Below are 24,179 nucleotides of genomic sequence, written 5' to 3' on the forward strand. Positions count from 1 at the left end.
CATCTACCGGATCGAAACGACTGCGCGAGACGAAAACCCCTACGACGGACAAACGAAGGCCGACTGCATCCACCGTTTCCGCCAACAGCACAGCTTGCCTGTCCTGAACGCTTTAAAGACGTGGCTCGACGATATCGCGCCGAAGGTCGTGCCGGACACCAAGCTCGGCGATGCCGTGTCCTACACCCTGAACCAGTGGGATTACCTGACACGCTACACCAGCGACGGCAGGATGCCGATCGATAACAACATTCTGGAACGCGATATCAGAGTTTTTGCAAGACGTGTGTCATTATGCACTCCCTCTTTAAGTGATTGTAAATATTGGAAGGGTACCGCCGTCAACATCGCGACACGGGCGGCCTGTTCGGGCGATCGACGCCTTTACCGCCTCAGACGTCAGATCGGCGGCCCGTATTTGGTAAGGAACTCGCGCGACAACCTGCTCAGCCGCAAGGACGCCAGTCTTGATAAAGTGGCGTATCACGTGGTTTGAAACGCCAAGAACTTTTGCGGCCTCCGACATGGTGAGCCATTCCCCACCTTTGCAAGCCGATCGATAGGCGCGAATGTCGCGCTTAAACCGAACCGCCTCGACGCGCCGTCCGTTCCAGGTCTTGCCTTGTCCGGTGGGCAAACCCATTCGATTTAATGTCGCAGCAATATGCTCGTCGGACCAGCGACCAGCCATGCTACGCATGACTTCCAGCGCATTTTCACTGGTTGCGCAGCCATGTTCGCCAGACTGTGGCTTACGGACACGCAACTCTGAATGCTGACCACCTTTCCAATGAATGGTGAGGACAACATCACGGACAGCATCGTCAACATCGACGATAATGTCAGTGATCAACGTTCGGAGAAGCTGCTGGCGTGCGCGCATTGTTACATCAGGGGTATTCCAGGCTGCCGACAGGTTCTCCGCCAAGTCGGGAAAGGTATTGGGATCAACGACGATCGTCGTCGGATCTTCGGCAGGTTTGCGCATCTCCAGGCCGCGTACACGGCGCAATGCCGCCTCCCAGTTCTTCTCCAGCTGAGCTGCAATCAGGCGGTTGTCGGGATCACATGCAGCATAGCGGCGTTCAGCCAGGCCAGCCTCGTAACGGGCTTGCTGAAGTTCCAGGCCGAGGATCTGGCGCCGATCTTCCTGTCGTTTCTGATGCATACGCTCGGCCTCGATTGCGGCTTCGATCGCTAATGGTTCTACCGCTCGTAACAACTCTTGCGCAACTGCCGTATCAACCTTCGCGGCCCCGAAGTTCATACAGCAGGAGTGTCCTGTCAAATCGCCCTTGGAGCAGCGGTAAACTGGCTGGCTGGGTTGGCGTCCCCTGTAGTATACGCTGAGGCGGTGACCGCAACGGGCACATGTCAGAAGGCTTGTCAGAAGCGCCTTGCCGCCGCGGCCTGATTTTGCGCCATCTTTGCAGCCGAAAGCATTGAGCGCCAACTGCTTCTGATTGCGGTCATATTCTTCCCAACCGATGTAGCCTTCATGATGATCCTTGATCACCACCTCCCAAGTATGGGCTGGTTTGTCGTGTCCGTAGGTGCGCCGCGCCCGGCCAGCTACGATTGAGGTTCGCTTCTCTCTTTTGCCGTATGCATAAACGCCAGCGTAGAAAGGGTTTTTTAGGACGCTGATCACATTGCGGTAACGGATCGGCTGCCAGACCCAGCTCGTCATGCGACCTTCATTTGACGGTCGAGGAAAATGGATCTGTTCCGCCATCATCGATAACAGTACCTGGCGAGCACTACCAAGTTCGCGAAAGCGGCTAAAAATAAGCCGAACTACTTCTTGAAGGCGCAGGTCGGGATCGAGCCCCAAGCCCGCCGCGCGATGCCAGATATAGCCAAACGGAACCGAGAGGCGCAGTTCGCCCCGACGCGCTTTCGATCTTGCAGCGTCATACATTCTTGCACGCAACACACTCAGCTCGAACTCGCTGATACTACCCTTCATGCCGAGAAGCAGGCGATCATTCGGTTGGTTGGCGTTGTACACGCCATCCTGATCGATGACCCTTGCTTCGACGAGGCCGCACAGTTCGAGAAGATGATGCCAGTCGCGTCCGTTGCGTGCGAGTCTTGATGCGTCGAAACACAGGACGGCGCCGACTTTACCTTCGCAGAGCCAGCCAACCAGGCGCTCGAAACCAGGTCGCTCCACCGTTCCGCTTGCAGATCGCCCGAGATCGTCATCGATAACTTCGATATCGGCGAAACCATAGCTGCGTGCGATGTTGACCAGATCATACTGGCGCCGCTGGCTCTCCAGATTGGTCATGACCTGGGACTGCGATGACTGTCGCACATACACGACAGCCTTGCGTTGGAGGACGTCCGACGGGAGGAGATCAGCGCTTATCATCGGCGTTTTCCTCGTTGTGAATGCCGACGGCCTCCATCAGGATTCGCGCAAGCATCAATGCGGACTTCGCCCGCTCTGTCTCGCTCATTCCTTCCAGCTTGCCGGGTTCGAATGCCAGACTCATCTGCCTGCCCAGGGTCTGTCTGGGCGCGTTTTGCTGCTTCATCGACTTTCTCCCATGCGACTCCATTATCGCTTGGGAAGTTTGCCGGAATGGCACTCACCGTGACCAGCCCGGCCAACTCAGACAACGCAAGAAGATCGACCTGCGGCCGTCCCAGGGTCATTCCAGCGCAGACCATTGGGTCAAACATCCAAGCGGCCATCACGATCACCGCATCCGATGGAGTCCGCACCTTCAGAAACTGACCTGTCGCGCGGTGCATTACCTGCCGAACGCTGACCTTGCGGCCATAGCAGGGGTGCCAGCGATAATAAACTTCCAGCTCCTGACCGACATGGGCAGAATGAACCAGTGATGGCGACCGGAAGAAAATCGTGGCTGTTCAGCGATACCGTCGACGGAGCCAAGGCCAGTGCTGTTATCTACAGTCTGATGCTCACCTGCCGCGCCTGTGGCGTCGACCCACTCACCTGGCTGCGCCACGTGCTCACCGAGTTGCCGCAGCGCGCCGAAGCGGCCGAGATCGGCGACTTGCTACCGTTCAACTTCTCCAAAACCTCTGCGGCCCAATAGAGCCGGATATTGCTACCGATGCGAGGGACGTTCGGCGGTGCCGCAGCGTCAATGCGCATGGAAAATCGCGCTTACCTTCATTCGGTCGCGACGGCGATTGCAAAAGGCAAATACGGCCGGAGCAAACGGATCGAGAGCCATAGTTTCCTGAACCAGCACCGCAAGGCTGTTGATGCCAGCCCTGAAGTCGATCGGCTCGCGATGCAGGTAGACCTTGATATCAGCGCCCAGTCTGAACATGACCCAGCGCTCCGATTATTGCTGCTATTGCTTCAACGTCACCGCATTCCAGCGTCAATTTCACCCCGTTCGGAAGTGACGCGCTCACCGTGGCTGGAGAGGAAAGACGGCCGATCTTCTCAGGTTTTGATCGCGGCACCTCATGACAAGTGACTGGCAAATCCTGCGCAAACGCACTGCTTTGTCGCGCCACGGCCCGATCCGCGGCGCTGTCGATCTGCACCGCAACAAACGCCGATGTCGAAGGTGATCCGTTCGGCACGGTCTCCCTCTTACTCAGCCGACGCTTGCCTATCCATTTCCATAGGAGGTTCGCATTAACCCCATGTTCGATCGCAAGTCTCGCCACCGAGGCCCCTGGCTCAAGGCAGGCTGCAACAAGGCGGTCCTTTGATACCGGATCATATCGGCGTCGCCCGTTCCGACCCACAAGCCTCACACGCAGTCTCTGATCATCGTCCATTTGGTGTCCACCTCCTTTTAGGTGGACACCAAATGCCTCAGCTCACTCAACAGAAGAAGGTGCGGGGAAATGCGCGCTTACGAATGAATGCCCGCTCATTTGGGTGCTTTATGAAAGAAGCGCGACACGGAGGGGCGAGCCTCAATAGATCGTTGCTTTCGGGCCTGTTAACGTTCACCGCCAGCCTCCGAGACAATCTTGGCTAGTGGGGAAAAAATGTAATCGATAACGCGGCGAGTATCGGTCTTGATTTCAACAGTTCCCGTCATACCAGACGTGAGCGGAAAAACCGCGCCGTTGGTCCTTATCGCTCCCTCATCGAGCGCGATCGTAATAGGGAATACGAAGCTCGCCGGCTCGCCAGGCATGCTTGCTGGCGATGTATTACTAGCTGCGACTGTGACGTCAGCAAGCGCACGCTTCGCATCCTGTTCCGCTATCGCGTTTGACGCAATCTTGACGATCTTTCCATGCAATATGCCGAACCGGGTGAATGGAAACGCGTCAACCTTAACGACTGCATCTTGACCGATTTTGACAAACCCAATGTCAACGTTAGCGACCAAGGCCTCCATTTGCAGCTTGCTTCCGCTCGGCGTGATGATGGCCAGCTCCTGTGCTGTCGTCACCACCTGCCCAACTGTGGTGACAGCTGTCTGCTGAACGACGCCGTCGATCGGCGAATGGAGTTTCGTGCGCGCAAGCCGCGCCGTCACCTTTTGGAACGCGTGTCGGGCTTGATCAAACCTGCGCGACGCTTCTGTAATTCGGTTCTGGTTGTCAGCGATGAACTGAGAAATGGTTTTCACTTTCTCACTCTGGACTCCCATCAGAGCGGCATCTGTCTCGGTTAACTGGCCTTGGTCAAACGCAAGCTGTACTTGCGTTTTCTCAAGTTCCTCCTGGGCGTCATATAGATTGTTTTTGGTACCCACGCTAAGATCGATTGCGTGCTGTCGACTAGCAACTCGCTGATCCAGTGTGCTCACTAAAGTATATTGCATGGCGATGCTCGCATTGAGGCGCTTTCGTGTCGCCGATTGCTGCGCCATTTGCTCATCGAAGGCTTTAAGAGAGTCCGATAACTGAGCCAGATCGGTCGCCAGTACAGCGTTTTCTCGTAGCCGAAATGACTCAGGCAACGAGACATCCCAATCAATTTTCAGGTCGCGCCGCTGGGAGAGTTTTTCGACCGGACTGTCGAGGGTTTGCGATGCGTCAGCACTGTTGGGCTCGTTAGCGTGAATTACTCTACTCCCTTGGCTTTCCTCGCTTTCTGCGGTTCTCACTATGTTGATAGCATAGCGCCTGCGATCAATCTCAGCGAGACTGGCGTTTAGATCGTCTTCTGCGGCTTGGGCGTCGGCGGTGGCTTCGGCCGGATCCAGCTCGAACAGAAGCTCGCCTTCAGTTACCCACTCGCCCGCCCGGACATGGATAGCAGCAATTTTACCTGGTTCCAGCGGCTCGATAACCTTCGAATACTCCGTGGTCTCGATTTTGCCTGGAGCGACAGCCAGCACGTCGAGGCGTCCGACAACCGACCAAACAAGCGACGCAAGCGCGAAGAGGCAGATTGTCCATATCAAGGCAGTCGGCAAAGGCGGAGGTGGGGTTTCGAGGATTTCGAGAGCGGCCGGCAGGAACTCGCGGTCACGGCCCGATACGACAGCGGGAAATGCGGACCGCGCTATCGCCACCTGATCCGGAGCGCTCGGCTTCATACCGATTCCGTTGCTTGTTCCGTCTGCATCGCCCAAAGGTGAGCGTAAAGCCCACCATCGCGTTTGAGCAGCTCCTCCCGCGAACCAATCTCAACAATCTCTCCTTGTTGCATTCCAACTATCCGTCCGCAGGGGCGCACTGACGCTAAACGATGAGCAATGATAATGACCGTGCGGCCGTGTACAATCGCGCGCATATTCTCCTGAATGATCCGTTCGCTGTCGTAATCAAGAGCCGACGTAGCCTCATCCAGGATGAGGATCCGTGGATTTGTCGCAAGGGCTCGAGCGATGGCAATGCGCTGGCGCTGGCCGCCAGAAAAGTTTGCCCCGCGCTCTTCGACTACCGTGTCGTACCCGTGCGGAAGTTGCACAATGAACTCGTCTGCACCGGCGAGTTTCGCCGCGTACATCACCATCGCGCGAGGCATCGCTGGGTCGCCCAGTGCGATGTTTTCGTGGATTGTCCTGTTGAAGAGGATGTTTTCCTGCAACACCACTCCAATTTGCCGCCTAAGCCAGCCGGGATCAAGTTGGGTCAGATCCACCCCATCAACCAGCACTTGACCATCAGTTGGATTATAAAGGCGCTGCATTAGTTTTGTGAGCGTCGACTTCCCAGAGCCAGAGCGTCCGACTACACCAATTACCTCTCCTGCGGCGATCGACAGCGATACGTTACGCAACGCATTAGCTGCGTCCGGTCTATAACGCATTGTAACGTTGCGAAACTCGATCTCCCCGCGTAGTGGTGGAAGTGCCAGCAGATGCTGCGGCGCAACCTCAGGCGGAGAGTTGAGGATATCGCCAAGCCGAGCAACTGACACCTGCACCTGCTGAAAGTCTTGCCACAACTGCGAAAGCCGCAAAATCGGCTGGACAATTTGATTTGCGATCATAGTGAATGCCACCAATTCGCCGACTGACATGGAGCCAGCGACAACAGATTGCGCGCCGAAAAAAAGTATCAAGGCTGTCGTCACCTTGCTCACGTACTGAATCAGGTTCTGGCCGAGCGCACCGGTGACGCCGGCATCGAACGAAGTGCGAACGTAGGCGGCGAGTCTCTCTTCCCATTGCGCTTGAATTAATGGTTCTACAGCAGCTGCCTTAAGGGTCGGCGCACCAACCACCGATTCAACCAAGAACTGATGTGAGCGCGCGCCTCTGCTAAACTTCTCGTTGATCTGCCCACGCAGGACGGGGCGCAATACCGCAGCGATGAGTACATAAACTGGTATTGAGAGAAGCAGAATGACAGTAAGCTTAACAGAATAAATTAGCATAACTGCGATGAAAACGATCGCAAAGACCAGGTCAAGGACGGAGGTAAGACACTGTCCCGTCAGAAAATTTCTGATGGTCTCCAGCTCGCGCACGCGGGCGACGGTTTGGCCAGCGGCTCGCGTTTCAAAATAGGCCAGCGGCAAGCGGAAGAGGTGATGGAAGAGCCTTCGCCCAAGTTCGACGTCAATTCGATTGGTCGTGTGGCTCAGCGTATAAGAGCGCAAAAACTGCAGCACCGTCTCGAAGAGGCCAAGCGTCACCATCCCGACGGTCAGTACAATTAGAGTGGACATGCTTTTGTGAAGAAGCACTTTGTCGACGACGAGTTGAAAAAAGATCGGACTTGCTAACGCAAAAAGCTGCACGAAAAGAGAAGCTACCATAACGTGTGCCAATGGCCGCCGATAACGTACAATCGAGGGCCAGAACCACAGAAAGCCGCGACTATCGGGGTCCGACCCCACCCCCCCGAGCCGTCGCGTAACTAGAATGACGCTGCCGGAGGAAAGAGCATCGGCTTCATCCAGTAGTACCACGGTCACCGAGCGCGCGATGGGATTGACTAGGCGAATCCTGTCCTTCTCGCCTGAGTCTGCCAAAACGGCAAACCCACCGTCCTTGAACACCAAAATCGCCGGCAATGGGATTTTACCCAGCCTATCCGCAGTCACCCCGCGGATCACCCGCGACTTCAGTTTCAGGACATTGGCGGCACGCTGCACATCCTCAGTTTCGGCTAAGCGCCCGGTCAACGACAACTTGTAGCGAAGCTGCGCCGGGTCTGCGGGAATTCTGTAATGTCCAGCAATAATCGAAAGGGATATAAGCCCTGAGTCTAGCTGATCTGCGCTTTGCCCAATGCCTGGCTCTATGGCCGCAAGTTTGGAAGAGGCAGTATTGCTCATCTTGATATCTGAATCAGGCCCCAGTTCTGTTCTGTTGACTTCGGGTCGGAGCATCAGCGGCCTGTATTGGAACACGGTTTTCTGAAAAGTATATCCAGCGCCTCTCGCCGACCTCATGTTTTTTAGTAACGCTCGCAAGCGGTTTTGATCTGGCCGCTTGCCGCTCCGTAGACTTTTCAATTGTGTTACATTGCTGGAGCGATGGCAAACGCCTCGACCAAACTTGTACTGTTGTGATCACAACTGACAAACCCTACGAGTAACGCAATCCCGAAATTTATGCTCAGGCCCATGGCGAGACTCCTTTTCCAAGAAACTCTGGATGCCGGAATCGTTCCCTCACCCCATCGCCCTAACCAGATGGAGAAGGTGGTCTTCAAGACGTATAACCTTGCGGCTTAGCTAAGCGGCAGCACCTCTGCCAAAGCCCTTCCCTAAACTACACAAAAATTTAAGTTATCAATGACCCAGTTGCATTATAGGTATTTATGTAGGCCGTTAGGAACGCATCGGTAGACGAAAATTTGCCATTCAAATCGGGGTGAGCAGAGAAATATGCGACCACATCGAATGGCTTGGCACTTCGGCCTTCATTTAATCCGTGCGCGATGTAATGGGTCGCACCTGCGTCATTATCAGCACCGTATCCTGCCATTAAGTCAGCATATCCGGCTATATAATCAAGACCGTCAAAGGTGGTGGTGCGGCCTTCATTCAGTCCATGTTGTATGAAATGTGCGGCACCATCTTGCTCGTTTGTCCCAAGGCCGATGGCCAGGTCTTTATAGCTCGCAATATAATCCAGTCCATCGAAAGTTGACTTACGACCCTCTAGAGACCCATGTTCGATATAATGGAAAGCGCCTGCATCACCATTGGCGCCATACCCCCGACTTAGATCGCTGTAACTGGCAATATAGTCCAAGCCATTAAAAGACGTTACACGGCCTTCAGTAGTCCCATGATTGATAAAGTGAGAGGCGCCGACATCGAGAAGAGCCTGCTGTGAACCGGCTGATCTATAGCCAACAGTTAGGTCTGCATAACTTGCTATATAGTCCAAGCCGTCAAATGTATCGGTTCGGTGCTCGGTCGGCTCGGAATTGTTATACCAATTCTGCATTGCCTGCGAGTTATTGCCAAAGCCCTTAATCAGATCGCTCCAGCTTGCCTCCAAATTCAGGAGGTCGATAACGTTATAGGGTCCCGTAACATCGCCACTTCGGGCGATGTCATTGCTATGGCTGCTGGTATGCTGTTCACCCAGTGATAGAGAGCCAACAAAACCAACATTCGCCCCGTTGGCGTTGTAGTTCCCGTAGAACTGCCCCTCGTCATTTATGCCGTTGACCATCGTACCGCTGGAGCCAGGAACGTCGAACTTGTAAAAAACGCCGTTTTCGTAGACAAATCCGTGCAGGCCAGAAGCGGTGGTATAGTCGCCGGCAATGTCGCCAGAATCATTGGTCCCCGAGACGAAAGTATCAGTAGCCCCAGGCACGTCTAACGTGGAAATCGAGCCATTTTGATCGATAAAACCGTGCGTCCTGCCGGCGCTATCAATATACCGTCCAACCGCTTTACCAAAATCTGGACCGCCGGTCACCACGCCGCCAAGCGACTCGTCGCCTGTCACAGTTGTACTAACCGCTCCCGGAAAGTCGACTTGATAAAAGCCGCCAAGTGTAGAGTAAACAAAACCGTGCCCGATTGAACTTCCAGAATGGTATTGTCCGAAAACTTCCCCATACGTATTCGTTCCGCCCACTGTCGTCGATGTAGATCCGAAACTTAAGGAAGTATAGGAGCCATTATAGTATGAAAAACCGTGCTGAGTGCTATCGGAGGCTGTATAGTTGCCAACAACATGTCCATAAGAGTCATATCCGGTAACCTGGGTAAATCCTGATCCGGGGTACGAGATAGTACCTACAGTCCCGTGATAATTATCAATGAAACCTGAGAGGGTTCCTTGCCCTTGCAGACCAGCGGAATACCATCCGAAGGCATCACCGTGCTCGTCAATGCCTGATACGCCTACGGAAATCCCAGCTGTGCTTATTGCACTATAATTTCCGTGTTGCCCAAGGTACGCTTTATCGGTGCCGTCGTGCTCAGCTTCTATCGCTTCCAAGCCTGATGCGCTGACTCCAACTACGTTAACGAACTCGTATCCAGCTATATTGACAGAAGTGAAGTTGTAAACGCTCATAGTTAACCCCCTGATTTCTGAAGCTGGTCAACATTATCGAAGCCACGTTCAAGCACTTACGCATCATCGGCCGAGATTTTCATTAACCGGTCTGCACATCCGAGTAGTTCCAATTTGATTCGAAACGAAAAACTTGACATAAGAACTTCACCAATACGCTCAGTGTTGTCTAAGCGTAGGTTAAAGTCAATATCTCCCAACTGTGTTCATGTAGTTGCCCCATAAAAACCGGACAGGATCAGACTTCTGTTTGACGGTATAAGAACTCACGCGGGGATCGATATCCCAAAGCTTTATGCGGGTGAAGCGTGTTGTAGTGCTCGAACCACAATGGCAGTTGGGCGATGACCGTTTCGGCGTCCGGGATTGGATTAACCGAGACGTAATCGCGCTTGAAGGTTTTGACAAAGGCTTCGGCCATTCCGTTGGACTGCGGGCTGCGAACAGGCGTCGTGCAAGGCTCCATCCCGATGTCAATCAGCAGCGATTTCGTGTCCTTCGCAATGAAGCACGAGCCGTTATCGGTTAGCCACTCGATAGGCTTTGGAAGGGTGTTGATCCGCCCGAAGCGGTTCTCGACGGCGGTGATGACCAGGTCCTGGACGTCCTCACTTTTGATGCCTTCGGTGGTGGCAACATGAGCAATGGCCTCTCGGTCACAGCAGTCGAGAGCAAAGGCAACCCGGACTTTCTCTTGGTTATCGCAGCCGATTTCGAAGCCATCCGAACACCAGCATAGGTTCGACTGCTCTACAGCAACGCGGCCGTCGTGGCGGCGCGTGTCGATTGCACCCGTATGGCGTTGAAGCAGCAGGCGATGCACCTTCATCACCCGATAGACGCGTTGTCTTCTCTATTCGGCGTGGTGAGGTCAAGCCCCTTCTGACTATCTGCACCTATGGTGATTGATGGCTTCGCAGTATCGCGCTTCTCTCCGGGCTCGGCCTTTATGGCCCTCCCATTATGGGACCAGAAGAATGGGGCGGAACAATCTAATCGGCGACCTGATCGCAATATGCGACCGCAACAGACAACCACGCGAACTCACCCCATCCATCGTCCTGCGAAGGACATCTTTCCACCGGCGGCGGAAGCTTGCGGGTTTCACAAAGTACGGGACAAGGATTTCAGTAAGTCGCGGACACCCATTTCAGAAAGTCCGGGACAGCGATTTCAGTAAGTCGCGGACAGAAATAGCGGCGGATTTAGATCGATTTTCGTGAGCGCCGATCTGGCAATTTGTCCTCGTGTTTTAAGCGAGGACATCATGCCCAGACGGAAGCAAGCGAGACATACTGGCGTGAAAGACATCCGATCAATACTGCGGCTGACGTTTGAGCAGGAATTGTCGATACGTGCCATTTCTGAGCGGCTGAAGATGAGCAAGACGTCGGTCTCGACGTATTTGCTGCGGGCGCGGGAAGCCGGGCTTGCGGTCTGGCCCCTTCCATCCGGTCTGGATGATGACGAAGTTCTGGAGCAACGACTATTCCGCCGGATGGGGCGACCTTCGCGTGACGGCGATGAGCCTAATTGGCCGAAGGTGGCCAGCGAGCTGAAGCGCAAGGGCGTGACGCTCAACCTACTATGGCAGGAATACCGGGAAGCCCATCCGGACGGATACGGCTATACGTGGTTCTGTTGCCGTTTTGCCGATTATGAGAGCCGCGTCAAACCCACCTATCGCAGCCGTCACGTTGGTGGTGTGGCGATGGAATGCGACTATGCTGGCCATACGATCCCGATCATCGATCCGCTGTCGGGCGAGATCCGCGCGGCGCAGATTTACGTTGCGGTGCTGAGCGCATCGCAATTGACGTTCTCCTATGCCAGCTTCAGTCAGAAGCTGCCGGATTGGATCGAGGCGAACCAGCGTGCCTTCAGTTACTTCGGCGGGGTGACGAAGACGACGATTCCCGATTACGTGCCCGGGCACGTAATCAGGGATGCCGCGGCCAGGTACGCCGCCGAACACACGGAATCCATGCCAATGGGCATCGAAGAGCATCTCGTGAGTTTGCAGCAGGTAGGCCCTGATCAGAAAAACCCGACTGTGCGATAGCTTGATATGTGCGACCTGCAGCTTTGTGCGCTCGCCGCCCAGCACTGCATAATCCTCGCTCCAGTCGAACTGGAATGCCTCTCCCGGACGGAAAAACAGCGGAACGAATATGCCGCGCCCCGTGGTCTGTTGTTCACGTTGCCGATCCGCCCGCCAATCACGCGCGAAAGAAGCTACCCGACCGTAGGAGCCGGTGAAGCCGAGAGCCACCAGATCGGCATGAAGCTGCTTCAACGTCCTGCGCTGCTTGCGCGACTTCCCAGCTTCGGTCTTCAGCCAGCCTGCCAGCTTGTCCGCAAAAGGGTCAAGCTTGCTCGGTCGTTCCGGTATCGTGAACGTCGGCTCGATCGTGCCAGCATTCAAATACTTCGTGATGGTATTGCGCGACAGTCCAGTTCGCCTACTGATCTCGCGGATCGACTGCTTCTCACGCAGCGCCATCCGCCGGATGATGTTTAAAAGTCCCATGTGGATCACTCCATTGCCCCCGTCGCAAACCGCGTTGGGGAAAGGGTCACATGGCTCAAATCTCAATGGAAATTATGCGCCTACCCGGCTCAGTTCCGGGTGGAAATCAACAACTGCGGTCCTCTTCGCAGGGGTACGCCGTTGCCGTCACAGAAGATTGTAGGCTCTGCCCCTGCGTGCCTGCGACGCCATAACGCGGCTAGCGACCGCATTACTTCGGCGTATCTTCAGCAACTCTCGCGTGACCTGAATGTCCAGAATAAGGCCACTCCGCGTCATATCTTCCATGAGGTCGATAATCAGATTGGCCGGCGATGGAATCGGGTACCAATCATGGTTGGGGTCCTGGAAGTCGTCCTGAAAGGACCAAGACCAATCCTCGATGATGTACATGCCTCCCGGACGAACCAGAGGGAACAGCGTCATGAATGACGTCTTTGTCTGTTCGTAGAAATGTGAAGCATCATCGACCACAAGATCCAGTTCACCGTCGAAATCTTTACTTACGATCTCTTGCAGTTTGGAGACATCATCTTGTGATGTCTCATAATAAAGGCGAGCACGCTCCTTATTGTCTGAGACGTATTGGTCTAAGGCGGGGATCGCGGCACCTGATAGTTCAATCGCAGATATTCTATCAGGTCTCAAAAGCTGGTCGAGGAATACGAAAGAGCCACCCTGATACACACCGAGTTCAAGAATCTTCCGGCATTCGTCGGGCACTAGAGATGTGTAGTGACCTATGAAGTTTTTAGCCTTCATGAGCAGAAAGCGACGATTTTCGGATTTTATTTTGCTACCGCCATGGGCGTAGTCCATGGTCAACGTATATCCGCCGATTTCGAAATCGGAATTACTATTCCACGTCAAACGAGCACTATCCATCACAAATTGCCTCCCCCACAGAAGTCCTAGCGATGTCACGAAGACAACGACGGAGAGTATAACGAGCGACTTGCTCAATTCAAGCCTGTATCCGAATCGTTTATGCCAACCGATTTGAGCCAACGTCGATGGTAACCGGCCGATTGTTACCGCGGAGATTTCGCCTTGACGCGAGCGATGAGTTCTTCGTCCTCTTGATTCTATCGGTAGCGTGCCAAATGACGCATATGATGTGCCGTCCGGAGAGCTTTTGGGCGCTCTGCTTGTCTTTAGCAACGGTTCACAGTCAGTTATGCAGGATATCTTTGCTCGATTTCCATTTTGACCATTGGCCACTAGACGCGGCCACGAAATGTGGGTTAATCAACCCTGGCTTTCCGTAGGAGAGGCGGCGACCTTCCATGTCTGTTACAACGCCGCCGGCTCCTTCCAGTACTGCCTGCGCCGCAGCGGTGTCCCATTCATATGTTGGGCCGAGGCGTGGGTATAAGTGTGCCGTGCCTTCGGCGACACGACAGAATTTCAGCGAACTGCCCGCCTGAATCAGCTCGCAATTATCGAATTGGCCAATGAAATTTCGCGTTTGCTCGTTCATATGGCTCTTCGTTGCTGTCACGCGCAAGCTTGAGCGATCCACATGGTGCTGGACCGAAATTCGCTCGACATTGCCTCGCGCGCATCGAAAGGCGCCGAAGGTTTCGCCGCCCCAATATAGATGATCTATAGCCGGGGCAAACACCGCGCCCCAAACCGGCCGACGATTGCGCACCAGCGCGACGTTGACCGTGAACTCTCCGCTGCCGGATAAGAATTCTCTCGTTCCGTCGAGTGGATCAACCAACCAAAATTCCGGTTCGTCCACACACTTAGCACTGGATTCTTCGCCTTCTTCCGAAAGAATATGGAGAGATGCGTCTATTGATTTCAACCCGCGAAACAATTCCTGATGGGCAGCGAGGTCGGCTTGCGTAACGGGACTGTCGTCCGACTTAAACCCTATCGCACCTGTGCGATAGGGGTCGAAGCTAGCAAGATGCAATATAGCTTTTCCCGCATCCTGGACTACTGCCAGAACGGCACCTATCCACGCCTCACTCGTTATTGCCTGTCGCAATTTGCGAATCTCCTCAATTCAGCCTCAATGCTCGGCAACACAAACGACACCAAAGCTGCTATTTCTTTTCGATGGACAGATTGCGACAAAAATGGCTGATTCTGAGTTGCATGGACTGGACGCGCCCCGCTCTTGGGATACCGACTCCGCCTTCGCGCAACTTCACCGAGCGGGTCAAGCGGATACCAAGCGTACCGCGGAACGCCGGTTGCACGAACTTGGAATTTTGCCACAGCTTCTTGCCCCCCACCTTCTTCTGGACGAGACAGGCCGAGCCCCGACGCAAATCGTATTAGGCTTCGACATAGAGCGCCAGCGCGGCAAACGAAAGCTAATATTGTTTACCCAATTGAAAACAATGCCGGACGGACGCACTGTGCTGCACGCGAATGATGCGCGCGGTGCTCGCTACTGGTTTCCGTTGGGAGGCATACCTTCTTCTGGCGATATATGGCGGTCCTTGGTGCAGTTACAACAGCATATCGGAAAGCATGTCGCGTTTTTTCCGCATGGCGAACTTGTTGGCTTTCTGCGCAAATTCCAATCAACTGATGACGTAACAGTAAGCCTGCTCAGCTACCCCTCTAAAATCGAAATCGCAAACGGAACCCCGGCAAGAAAGCCGAAGAGCACCTATCTAGGCCGCCTTGAGGCTGAAAGCATCTTCATTATTCGCGAAGCTGTGGCAGAGGCCGAAAATCCGGCGATACTTTATTCTATTGGAAAAGACAGCTCCGTTCTTCTACATTTGGCTCGCAAGGCGTTCTTTCCTGCCGAGCCGCCGCTTCCCCTGCTGCACGTGGACACGCGCTGGAAGTTCCAGGAGATGTATCGGTTTCGCGACCTGACGCAGCAAACAAGCGGCATGGAGATGCTTGTTCACGTTAATCCGGAAGCAATAGAGCAGGGCATCAACCCGTTCGATCACGGAGCCGCACTTCACACGAAGATTGCAAAGACCGATGGTCTGAAGCAGGCATTGGATAAGTTCAAGTTCGATGTGGTGCTCGGTGGGGCGCGAAGGGACGAAGAAAAATCCCGCGCAAAAGAGCGCGTCTTTTCATTCCGAACACGCAATCACGTCTGGGACCCAAAGAACCAGCGACCAGAACTGTGGAATCTCTACAATACTCGGAAGGCAAATGGCGAAGGCATGCGGGTCTTTCCGCTTTCAAACTGGACTGAACTCGATGTCTGGCAGTACATTCATCAGGAGAACATTCCGCTGGTGCCCCTTTATTTCGCAAAGGAGCGTCCTGTCGTGTTCCGCGGCGGGATGATCCTGGCTATCGATGATGATAGAATGCGGCTGGCACCGGATGAAAATATCGTCATACGCAAGATCCGGTTTAGAACTCTGGGCTGTTATCCATTGACGGGGGCCATCGAGTCGGATGCCACTAGCTTGGAGGACATAATTGTTGAGTTATTGCAGACCCGCCATTCTGAAAGACAAGGTCGCCTGATCGATGCAGGCTCATCTTCAAGCATGGAGAAGAAGAAGATAGAAGGCTACTTTTGATGCAGCGCAACTTGCCAAAAAAAGCCGTTCAGAAAGCTAAATCCGCGGAGGGCTTATTTGCGCAATTCCAACTCCAGCAGCAAAACAAGGGCCTCTTGCGGTTCATCACCTGCGGCAGCGTGGATGACGGCAAAAGCACTCTGATCGGCCGCCTGCTTTGGGAGACGCAGCAGGTTCTCGACGATCAGATCGAGGCGCTCAAGCTCGATTCCAAGCGTCACGGCAGTCAAGGCGACGACTTGGATTTTGCCCTCCTTGTCGATGGCCTGTCTGCGGAGCGTGAGCAGTCCATCACAATCGATGTCGCCTACCGCTACTTCGCGACACCAAAGCGGAAGTTCATCGTCGCCGACACGCCCGGGCACGAGCAGTACACACGCAACATGGTCACTGCCGCGTCGTCCGCTGACGCCGCGATTTTGCTCGTTGATGCACGAAAGGGTCTGCTGACCCAGACGCGTCGCCACGCCTACCTCGCGGCTCTGCTTGGAGTACGTCACGTTGTACTTGCGATCAATAAGATGGACGCAGTTGACTTCAACGAAGGGATCTATGCGAGCATCAGCGAGCAGATGGACAGTTTCGCCATGAAGCTCGGTTTTGAAACAGTTTCTTCCATCCCGCTCAGCGCGCTGAAGGGCGACAATGTGACGGCGAGGTCGCCTCATATGTCTTGGTACAGCGGGGCAACACTGCTTGGCTACCTTGAAACGTTGAAGCTGTCACAACGATCGACAAAGCGTCTGGTGATGCCGGTCCAGTGGATCAACAGGCCCAACCCCAGCTTCCGGGGCATTTCGGGTACGGTGTCGGACGGCGCTCTGGCTGTCGACGATGAGATTCGTGTGACGGCGTCGGGGCAAACGGCCAAGGTCACTGAAATTGTAACCATGGACGGCTCATTGTCGATGGCGGAAGAAGGCTCTGCAATCACCGTCAGACTGGATCGCGAAATTGATGCGTCTCGAGGTGATGTGCTCTCACTCGCCCGCGATCCGATAGAATTGACCGAGCATTTCGAAGCAACAATCGTTTGGATGCACGACGATCCGGGGCTGGTTGGAAGAAATTATGACATCAAGCTGGCTACACAGTGGGCGTCGGCGTCTATTACAACGATGAAATACCACATCGATGTCAATACGTTGGCCCATGAGGCGGGGCGAACACTCCGTTTGAATGACATCGCTGTCTGCAACATTTCACTGAGTCGGCCCCTGGCATTTGACACCTACGAGAACTCGAAGGTCCTTGGAGGTTTCATCCTTGTAGACCGCCTGAGTAACGCGACCGTGGCGGCCGGAATGATCCGGCATAACCTCCGGCGCGCGCAAAATGTTCACCACCAGGCGCTGTCGATTACTCGCATTGCGCGCGAGCGCCTCAATAACCATAGGGGGAAGGTTGTCTGGTTCACAGGCTTGTCGGGTTCTGGAAAGTCGACAATTGCAAATGCCCTAGAGATTGAGTTGCATGCTCAGGGGAGGCGCACCTATATTCTCGACGGCGACAACATCCGACAAGGACTCAACAAGGATCTGGGCTTTACTGATGCCGATCGCGTAGAAAACATTAGGCGAATCGCGGAAGTTTCCAAATTAATGATGGATGCGGGCCTCATCGTGTTAACGGCATTCATTTCACCGTTCCGGCGTGAAAGGGAGATGGCACGTGAGCTGATCGGATCTGACAACTTCCTCGAAATCCATGTGAACACCTCTCTCGTTATTTGCGAAGCGCGCGACCCAAAAGGTCTGTACAAGAAGGCTCGGAGTGGTTTGCTGCCGAATATGACCGGCATAAACAGCCCTTATGAAGAGCCAACGAATCCCGATTTGGTGCTCAGTGGCACGGGACAATCGGTTTCAGACGTCGTAAAGCAGGCTATTGCGTTGATCGAACAATTCTGAAAATCAATGCGTTGCTGTGCAGATCACTCGACGGATGGTGACCTTCGACTACTAACTTCATCCGGACACACGACTGTTAAGAAAAGCATATTTGCGGAGCACGCATGATGAGTAACCACGTCGCCATTTTGATGGGCACGTTCAATGGGGATCGCTTCCTATCCGAGCAGCTGAAATCCATCAATGCCCAGACGCACACCGACTGGTCGTTGTGGGTATCAGACGATGGTTCTTCAGATGGCACCGAGCGTTTGATCGAGCAGTTCAAAAAGGATTGCCCACGATCGACTCATCTCCTAAGCGGGCCGCGTCAGGGGTTTATACGAAACTTTCTAACATTGATCTGCCACCCGAGTATAGAAGCAGAATTCTACTGCTTTGCTGACCAAGATGATATTTGGCACCCGGATAAGCTTGAACGGGCGTTAGACTGGCATCAGCGACAGGATTCCCGAACTCCTTCGCTCTATTGCGCGCGGACCCGCACTGTTGACGAAGACGGAAGCTCGGCTGGATTCTCGCCGCTTTTCAAACGCCCGCCTACTCTATCTAACGCACTGGTTCAGAGTATAGCAGGCGGAAATACGATGGTTATGAACCGTGCGGCGCGTAACGTGTTACGTGCTGCGGGAGCTAATGTTGAGATCGCAAGCCATGATTGGTGGGCCTACCTCCTTTTGACAGCCGCGGGAGGTATCGTTCACTACGATCCTGTTCCACCAGTCGATTACCGGCAGCACGATAGTAACTTGGTTGGATCAAACACTGGACTAAAGGCGTCGTTCAGGCGTCTCCGCATGATGACAAGAAGTAGGTTTCGTACATGGAACGAGATGCATTTGAATGCACTACAATCCGTCGGACCGAGCCTCAGTATTGAGAGTCATGCGATTATTGATCAGTTCCATCGCGTTAGAAACGGCGATTTTTTTGAACGTCTTTGGCTGCTTTACAGATCAAACCTCCGTCGACAAACATTGTTGGGCAACATTGGCTTATTCATTGCTGTTGCGTTGAAACAAATCTAGACTAGCAGGCTGTTGAAGAAGTCTCTGGTTTGGCCTTCAGCACGCCTCGCTTCCGTTTCGTATGCGAAAGTGGTCTCGATCGCGCCATAATCGAGTATTTCGGCATGACCGTCACCCGAAACTCCGCCCGTTTCGTCGCATCCGGCCCATCTGATGGAGACCTCTACCACGAAGATGTGAAAATCTGCGCTGGGTGCGGAACGGCTGAGCGTTAGATTTGAGAAAGGGTTCCGGCGATGCCGGAACCCTTCATCTTGCCCACGCTTCTTATTGGGTTATTCGGCAGCGATCGCCGGAATCTGGCGATCTCCGTCGTCACTATCACCGTCTTTGCGGGTCGATGACGTATCTACGTGTTTCTTTGGCTCGCGGCCGAAGAACAGGGCGTAGCCTGCCGGCAGGACGAAGATCGTAAGCACTGTCGCAACCAGGATGCCGCCCATCATCGCGTAGGCGAGCGGCCCCCAGAACACGCCGCGCGAGATCGGGATAAGAGCCAGCACCGCGGTCAGTGCCGTCAACATGATCGGCCGGAAGCGCCGGACCGCCGATCCGATGATTGCCTCCTGCCGGTCCATCCCTGCCCTTATATCCTGGTCGATCTGGTCGACGAGAATGATCGAGTTGCGGATGATGATGCCGAGCAGCGCGATGACGCCGAGGATCGCCACGAAGCCGAAGGGTGCGCCGCTGATAAGCAAGGCCGCAGCAGCACCGATGATACCGAGCGGGCCGGTCGCCAGCACCAGCATCGCCTTGCCGAAGTGCTGCAGCTGCGCCATCAGCAATACGACGATGACAAGCAACATGATCGGCGCCTTGGCGGCGATCGAAGCCTGGCTTTCGGCCGCATCCTCCGCCCCGCCCTGGATCTCGATCTTATAGCCTGCAGGAAGACTGTCCCGCAGATCCTTCATGTCGGAATAGATCTTGGCGGTGACATCATTCGACTGGACGTTGTCGGGCAGAGTCGCCCGGACCGTGATCGTCGGCAGACGATTGCGGCGCCACTCCAGGTCCTGCTCGATGACGGGCACCACCTTGGCGACCTGCGAGAGCGGAACAAAGCCGCCCGAGTCGGTCGGTATATAGACTGAGTTGACCGCTGACAGCAGATGGCGCGTGGCATCCGGTTCCCGGGCGACGATGGAGACAGTCTCCTCGCCTTCGCGGAAATCGTCGAGCGGGGCACCGGACATCGCCGTCTGCATCATCTGCCGCACGCGCTGCGAGGTTACGCCGAGCGCACGGGCGCGGTCCTGGTCGATGACCAGTTTCATCGCCGGCACCGGCTCCAGCCAATCGTCATGGATCGCACCGAGCCGCGGGTCGGCCTGGAACCGCTGCTTGACCTGATCGGCGATGCGGCGAACCTGCGTCCGGTCGGGGCCCATGACGCGCAGTTGTACCGGCCAGCCGGTCGGTGGCCCGAGGAACAGGCGGTCCACCTTGCCGCGGATCGTCGGGAAGTCTTCGGCAAGAATGGTCCGCAGCTTGAGAATTAGCCGCTCACGGGCGGGCTCGTCCTTGGCCATCACCAGAAGCTGGGCATAGTTCGGGTTGGCCAGCTGCTGGTCGAGGGGCAGGAAGAAGCGCGGCGCACCCTCGCCGATATAGGTGGCAACGAAACGCTTGTCTGGATCATCGGCAACGCGGGCCTGCAGCGCACTGGCCTGTTTTTCGACTTCCTTGATACTGGTGCCTTCCGGCAGCCACAGATCGACGAGGATTTCCGGCCGCGACGACTGCGGGAAGAAGTTCTGCGGAATGAACTGGAACGCGAAGAGGCTGCCGGCAAAGGTTAAAAGCGTCAAAAGCAGCACGATGACCCGGTGGCGCACGGCCCAGCCGACGGTCTTGTGCAGACGCCGATAGAAACGCGTGTCGAACACGTCGTGATGGCTGCCGGCATGCTTGCGCTGCTTGAGGATCATATAGCCGAGCCACGGTGTGAAATAGACGGCGACAAACCAGGACGTGACCAGCGCGATGCCGACGACGTAAAACAGCGTGCGCACATATTCGCCGGCGGTCGAGGCCGCAAAACCAACGGGAATGAAGCCCGCCGTGGTGATCAGCGTTCCGGTCAGCATCGGAAAGGCGGTGGAGGAATAGGCAAAGCTCGCGGCATCGAGCTTGACCAGCCCCTCCTCCAGCTTTCGTTCCATCAGTTCGACGACAATCATCGCGTCATCGACGAGAAGCCCGAGCGCAATGATCAGCGCGCCGAGCGAGATGCGCTGGAGGTCGATACCGAGCTCGTACATAAGGGCGAAGGTCGCCGCCAGTACCAGCGGTATGGCAATGGCGATGACAAGACCCGAGCGCCAACCAATCGATACGAAGGAGACGATGAGCACGATCGCCAATGCTTCCATAAGCGCATGCATGAATTCGCTGACCGCTTCGGTGACGACATCTGGCTGGTTGGAAATCTGATCGACCGAGACGCCGAGCGGCAGAGACGATACGAAGCGCTCATAGGTGGCATCGACCGATTTGCCGACATCGGTGACCTTGAAGCCCTTGGCCATGACGACACCGAGCTGGACACTGTCGTGGCCGTTATACTGGAATTTTGCCCTATAGGGATCTTCGAGGCCGGCGGTCACTGTGGCGATATCGCCAAGACGCGTCACCTGGTTGCCCGCCCGGAGCCTGAGCTCCCTGATATCCTCGACCCGGTGCACATCGCCCTCGACCGAGATGCGGACGGAACGAGTGGCAGTTTCGACGGAGCCGGCAGGATCAACATTGTTCTGGCCGACCACGGCGCTGCGCAGATCGTTCAGCGTCAAGCCGCGTTCGGCAAGCACCTTCGACGAAACATCGATGTAGATCCTCTCGGCCTGATCGCCGATGATGACCGCCTTCTCGACACCCGGCGTCGCCAGCAGCATGTCGCGGGCCTGGATCGCGAATTTTTTCAGTTCCGGATAGCTGAAGCCTGCCCCGCTGATCGAATGCAGCGTGATGAAGGTATCGCCGAACTCATCGTTGAAATAGGGGCCAAGCAAACCGGCAGGCAGCTCGTTGGAAATGTCGCCGACCTTCTTGCGCACCTGGTAAAAGGCGTCGTTGACTTCGGCGGTATTGGTGTCGCCTTTGACCTGCACGGTGATGATGGCGCTGCCTGGACGGGTGTAGGAGCGGACGAAATCGAGATGCGGCGTCTCCTGGAGCTTGCGCTCGATCTTGTTGACGACCTGATCTTCCATATCGGTCATGGAGGAGCCCGGCCAGTTAACCTGCACGACCATGACGCGGAAGGTGAAATCGGGGTCTTCCTTCTGGCCCATATGCGTCAGCCCGAGGGCACCGGCGACAATGATCAGCCCGAACAGGAACCGTGCGATGCTTGGATGGGCGATCGCCCAACGCGACAAGTTGAAAGGCTTCTTCTCTACTGGAAGTCTATCCATGGTGGTTAGTCCTGCTCTGATTGATCAGCGTACGACATCAGCTGCGGCAGCATTGCCGTTGGGCACTGCTGCGGCCTGCTGGCCTGCGGCATCCGGCAGCTTGACCTTGAGGTTCTCGGTCATGAACTGGGTTCCGGCCGCAACCACCGTCTCCCCCGCCTTCAGCCCGTCGGCGACGCGAACACCGTCATCGGAAAAATCGGCGATCTTGACGGGCTGCGAATGAACGGTGCCGGCCTGACGGTCCACCAGCCAGACGATCTTCTGCCCATCCTTCTCTGCCAGGGCGCTGAGCGGGATCGAGACGAACGGCTGGGTATTTTCGGCGCTGGCCGCGACATTGGCGGTCATGCCGAGCAGAACCCGAGGGTCATTCGGCAGGCTGACGCGCACACTGAATGTCCGTGACTGCGTGTCGGCACTGCCCGAAACCTCGCGCACCGTGCCGTCAAGCACAAGCGCGTCGTCCGACCAGAAGCGGGCCTTGACGGCCTTGCCGGTCGAAAAATGCGCGATGTCCATCTCCGGCACCGCGATCTGCACTTCCTTCTCGCCATCGACGGCGACGGTCAGAACCGGCGTGCCGGAGCCAACGACCTGCCCGACATCGGCGTTAACAGCCGTGACAATGCCGCTCAAGTCGGATTTCAGGTCGCTATAGGCGACCTGGTTCTTCGCCTCATCGAGCGCCGACTTTGCCGAATCCCGGGTCGTAACTGCCTGGTCGTAGCCGAGCTGCGCCTGTTCCAGCTGCGATTTAGGAGCGACGTTCTTGTCGAACAGCTGCTGGGCACGATTGCGGGTGAGATCCGCTGTCTGCACTTGCTTCTGCGCCGATTCTAGCGTCGCCTCGGCGCGCTTGACCGCCAATTCGTAATCGGTGGAATCGATCCGCGCCAGCACATCGCCCGGCTTTACGCGCTGTCCAATGTCGACGCGGCGATCGACAATCTTGCCGTTGATGCGAAAGCCGAGGTTCATGTCGGTCCGTGCCCTGACGGAACCCGAATAGTCGAGCGCGCGGGTCGTGTCGGCCTTGGCGATCTCCACCACCTTGACGGGCCGGATGACTTCCTTGTTCTCAGCCTGCTTTTGCTGGCATCCAGAGGCCAGCATCCCCACGGCGGCGAGAAGAACGAGCGCTGCAGCCGACGGCATAAAAGTAGTTCTTGGCGAAAACATTTCGCACTCCTCGATCGACAAATGACAAAGCGCGGCCTTTGAGCCGAGCGACTATTTCTTCAACGCTCTGATCGCATACTCGATGAGATCGTCGGGCATCGCCCGGTTTTCCTTTGAAAGGCACTGTGCAACCATCTGCGGATGGCAAAGCGTCACCGTCGCCGCGCCGAAGCACTTCGACGCAGCCGAAGCGTCCTGCTCGGCGAACTCGCCAGCGGCAATCCCTTCCCTGATGACGTCGGCAATGATGTCGTGGATCCGGTCGACATGCTTTTCGATGACATGCCAGTCCCGCTCGATGGCAACGATGACCATCTCGTGGACCTTCTCTTCATCAAGCATCACTTCGACGGTCATCTTGAATTGTGCATTGACGTACTGCCGCAAGCGGTCAGAGGCGCTGATCGGCAGGCGCGAAATCGACAGCGCCATGTTGTAGCTCATCTCCAGCATGCGCCCGCAGACCGCCTGATGGATCTCCGTCTTCGAGCCGAAGAACCTGTAGATGTTGGCCGTCGACATTCCAAGATCGCGCGCAATGTCGGCCACGGTCGTCTTGCCATATCCATAGTGACGGAACAGACGCTCGGCCGAATCGAGGATGCGGGTGACGTTTTCCTGGCGGGAGGAATCGATAGCGAAATCGACAAGTTCATCCATCAGAGCATTTCCACATTTACG

The 24,179-nt window shown here is 55.5% G+C and carries 15 protein-coding genes and 5 pseudogenes; 6 read left to right on the plus strand and 14 right to left on the minus strand.

From position 1 onward, the window contains the following. Positions 1–280 (plus strand): annotated as a pseudogene (locus AB4Z52_RS19725) (IS66 family transposase); the annotation flags it as partial. Between the two features lie 27 nt (positions 281–307). On the opposite strand, the gene AB4Z52_RS19730 reads toward AB4Z52_RS19725, so the two are convergent. Further along, the gene (locus tag AB4Z52_RS19730) at positions 308–2,377 is read right to left on the minus strand and encodes a recombinase family protein (RefSeq protein ID WP_442219619.1); all 2,070 of its coding nucleotides are present in this window, start codon (positions 2,375–2,377) and stop codon (positions 308–310) included. Then, positions 2,364–2,543: a hypothetical protein gene (locus AB4Z52_RS19735; protein ID WP_442219620.1), complete on the minus strand. Its 180-nt coding sequence runs from the start codon at positions 2,541–2,543 to the stop codon at positions 2,364–2,366. The genes AB4Z52_RS19730 and AB4Z52_RS19735 overlap by 14 nt, the downstream gene beginning before the upstream one ends. Positions 2,544–2,852: 309 nt before the next feature. Between AB4Z52_RS19735 and AB4Z52_RS19740 the strand changes: the two are divergent. After that, positions 2,853–3,074: pseudogene (locus AB4Z52_RS19740) on the plus strand (transposase domain-containing protein); the annotation flags it as partial. Between the two features lie 48 nt (positions 3,075–3,122). Here the strand turns inward: AB4Z52_RS19740 and tnpB are convergent. The 6 genes and pseudogenes from tnpB to AB4Z52_RS19770 form a co-directional block, all read right to left on the minus strand. After that, complete coding sequence (tnpB, locus tag AB4Z52_RS19745) at positions 3,123–3,314, minus strand: IS66 family insertion sequence element accessory protein TnpB (protein ID WP_442219621.1); 192 nt, start codon at positions 3,312–3,314, stop codon at positions 3,123–3,125. After that, entirely contained in the window at positions 3,295–3,777 is a 483-nt protein-coding gene (gene tnpA, locus AB4Z52_RS19750) for an IS66-like element accessory protein TnpA (RefSeq protein WP_442219622.1), read from the minus strand. Before tnpA ends, tnpB begins: the two co-directional genes overlap by 20 nt. A 167-nt stretch (positions 3,778–3,944) precedes the next feature. Beyond that, positions 3,945–5,501: an HlyD family type I secretion periplasmic adaptor subunit gene (locus AB4Z52_RS19755; RefSeq protein WP_442219623.1), complete on the minus strand. Its 1,557-nt coding sequence runs from the start codon at positions 5,499–5,501 to the stop codon at positions 3,945–3,947. Further along, positions 5,498–7,693: a type I secretion system permease/ATPase gene (locus tag AB4Z52_RS19760; RefSeq protein WP_442219624.1), complete on the minus strand. Its 2,196-nt coding sequence runs from the start codon at positions 7,691–7,693 to the stop codon at positions 5,498–5,500. Before AB4Z52_RS19760 ends, AB4Z52_RS19755 begins: the two co-directional genes overlap by 4 nt. A 451-nt stretch (positions 7,694–8,144) precedes the next feature. Then, positions 8,145–9,905 carry a hypothetical protein gene (locus AB4Z52_RS19765; RefSeq protein WP_442219625.1) on the minus strand — a complete coding sequence of 587 codons (1,761 nt, stop codon included), beginning with the start codon at positions 9,903–9,905 and terminating at the stop codon, positions 8,145–8,147. 238 nt (positions 9,906–10,143) lie between these two features. Beyond that, a pseudogene (locus AB4Z52_RS19770) lies at positions 10,144–10,752 on the minus strand (DDE-type integrase/transposase/recombinase); the annotation flags it as partial. A 420-nt stretch (positions 10,753–11,172) separates the two neighbouring features. On the opposite strand from AB4Z52_RS19770, the pseudogene AB4Z52_RS19775 reads away from it, so the two are divergent. After that, positions 11,173–11,850, plus strand: a pseudogene (locus tag AB4Z52_RS19775) (IS21 family transposase); the annotation flags it as partial. Here AB4Z52_RS19775 and istA read toward each other — a convergent pair. From istA to cysQ, 3 genes and pseudogenes are all read right to left on the minus strand, one after another. After that, a pseudogene (istA, locus tag AB4Z52_RS19780) lies at positions 11,845–12,435 on the minus strand (IS21 family transposase); the annotation flags it as partial. The pseudogenes AB4Z52_RS19775 and istA overlap by 6 nt on opposite strands. A gap of 147 nt (positions 12,436–12,582) precedes the next feature. Continuing rightward, entirely contained in the window at positions 12,583–13,320 is a 738-nt protein-coding gene (locus tag AB4Z52_RS19785) for a class I SAM-dependent methyltransferase (protein WP_442219721.1), read from the minus strand. 286 nt (positions 13,321–13,606) lie between these two features. Then, the gene (gene cysQ / locus AB4Z52_RS19790; protein ID WP_442219626.1) at positions 13,607–14,434 is read right to left on the minus strand and encodes a 3'(2'),5'-bisphosphate nucleotidase CysQ; all 828 of its coding nucleotides are present in this window, start codon (positions 14,432–14,434) and stop codon (positions 13,607–13,609) included. 358 nt (positions 14,435–14,792) lie between these two features. On the opposite strand from cysQ, the gene cysD reads away from it, so the two are divergent. From cysD to AB4Z52_RS19805, 3 genes are all read left to right on the plus strand, one after another. Then, the gene (cysD, locus tag AB4Z52_RS19795; RefSeq protein WP_442219722.1) at positions 14,793–15,956 is read left to right on the plus strand and encodes a sulfate adenylyltransferase subunit CysD; all 1,164 of its coding nucleotides are present in this window, start codon (positions 14,793–14,795) and stop codon (positions 15,954–15,956) included. Continuing rightward, positions 15,956–17,866, plus strand: coding sequence for a sulfate adenylyltransferase subunit CysN (cysN, locus tag AB4Z52_RS19800; protein WP_442219627.1), 1,911 nt, complete (start codon positions 15,956–15,958; stop codon positions 17,864–17,866). The genes cysD and cysN overlap by 1 nt, the downstream gene beginning before the upstream one ends. A gap of 107 nt (positions 17,867–17,973) precedes the next feature. Continuing rightward, positions 17,974–18,894: a glycosyltransferase family 2 protein gene (locus tag AB4Z52_RS19805; protein WP_442219628.1), complete on the plus strand. Its 921-nt coding sequence runs from the start codon at positions 17,974–17,976 to the stop codon at positions 18,892–18,894. A gap of 275 nt (positions 18,895–19,169) precedes the next feature. Here AB4Z52_RS19805 and AB4Z52_RS19810 read toward each other — a convergent pair whose 3' ends face one another. The 3 genes from AB4Z52_RS19810 to AB4Z52_RS19820 are packed head-to-tail and all read right to left on the minus strand — an operon-like array spanning position 19,170 to position 24,158. Beyond that, entirely contained in the window at positions 19,170–22,316 is a 3,147-nt protein-coding gene (locus tag AB4Z52_RS19810; RefSeq protein ID WP_442219629.1) for an efflux RND transporter permease subunit, read from the minus strand. 24 nt (positions 22,317–22,340) lie between these two features. Then, positions 22,341–23,498 carry an efflux RND transporter periplasmic adaptor subunit gene (locus AB4Z52_RS19815; protein WP_442219630.1) on the minus strand — a complete coding sequence of 386 codons (1,158 nt, stop codon included), beginning with the start codon at positions 23,496–23,498 and terminating at the stop codon, positions 22,341–22,343. 51 nt (positions 23,499–23,549) lie between these two features. Continuing rightward, the gene (locus tag AB4Z52_RS19820; RefSeq protein ID WP_442219631.1) at positions 23,550–24,158 is read right to left on the minus strand and encodes a TetR family transcriptional regulator; all 609 of its coding nucleotides are present in this window, start codon (positions 24,156–24,158) and stop codon (positions 23,550–23,552) included. Positions 24,159–24,179: the final 21 nt, after the last annotated feature.

Source organism: Rhizobium sp. 2YAF20 (assembly GCF_052114685.1).
In the GTDB taxonomy this organism is placed as follows: domain Bacteria; phylum Pseudomonadota; class Alphaproteobacteria; order Rhizobiales; family Rhizobiaceae; genus Rhizobium.

Coding starts and splice junctions, on each gene's coding strand:
- AB4Z52_RS19760 (WP_442219624.1), bottom strand. CDS start 7,693: ATGAGCAATACTGCCTCTTCCAAACTTGCGGCCATAGAGCCAGGCATT.
- AB4Z52_RS19735 (WP_442219620.1), bottom strand. CDS start 2,543: ATGAAGCAGCAAAACGCGCCCAGACAGACCCTGGGCAGGCAGATGAGT.
- AB4Z52_RS19785 (WP_442219721.1), bottom strand. CDS start 13,320: ATGGATAGTGCTCGTTTGACGTGGAATAGTAATTCCGATTTCGAAATC.
- cysD (WP_442219722.1), top strand. CDS start 14,793: ATGCCGGACGGACGCACTGTGCTGCACGCGAATGATGCGCGCGGTGCT.
- AB4Z52_RS19755 (WP_442219623.1), bottom strand. CDS start 5,501: ATGAAGCCGAGCGCTCCGGATCAGGTGGCGATAGCGCGGTCCGCATTT.
- AB4Z52_RS19820 (WP_442219631.1), bottom strand. CDS start 24,158: ATGGATGAACTTGTCGATTTCGCTATCGATTCCTCCCGCCAGGAAAAC.
- tnpA (WP_442219622.1), bottom strand. CDS start 3,777: ATGGACGATGATCAGAGACTGCGTGTGAGGCTTGTGGGTCGGAACGGG.
- AB4Z52_RS19810 (WP_442219629.1), bottom strand. CDS start 22,316: ATGGATAGACTTCCAGTAGAGAAGAAGCCTTTCAACTTGTCGCGTTGG.
- cysN (WP_442219627.1), top strand. CDS start 15,956: ATGCAGCGCAACTTGCCAAAAAAAGCCGTTCAGAAAGCTAAATCCGCG.
- AB4Z52_RS19730 (WP_442219619.1), bottom strand. CDS start 2,377: ATGATAAGCGCTGATCTCCTCCCGTCGGACGTCCTCCAACGCAAGGCT.
- AB4Z52_RS19765 (WP_442219625.1), bottom strand. CDS start 9,905: ATGAGCGTTTACAACTTCACTTCTGTCAATATAGCTGGATACGAGTTC.
- AB4Z52_RS19805 (WP_442219628.1), top strand. CDS start 17,974: ATGAGTAACCACGTCGCCATTTTGATGGGCACGTTCAATGGGGATCGC.
- tnpB (WP_442219621.1), bottom strand. CDS start 3,314: ATGTTCAGACTGGGCGCTGATATCAAGGTCTACCTGCATCGCGAGCCG.
- AB4Z52_RS19815 (WP_442219630.1), bottom strand. CDS start 23,498: ATGTTTTCGCCAAGAACTACTTTTATGCCGTCGGCTGCAGCGCTCGTT.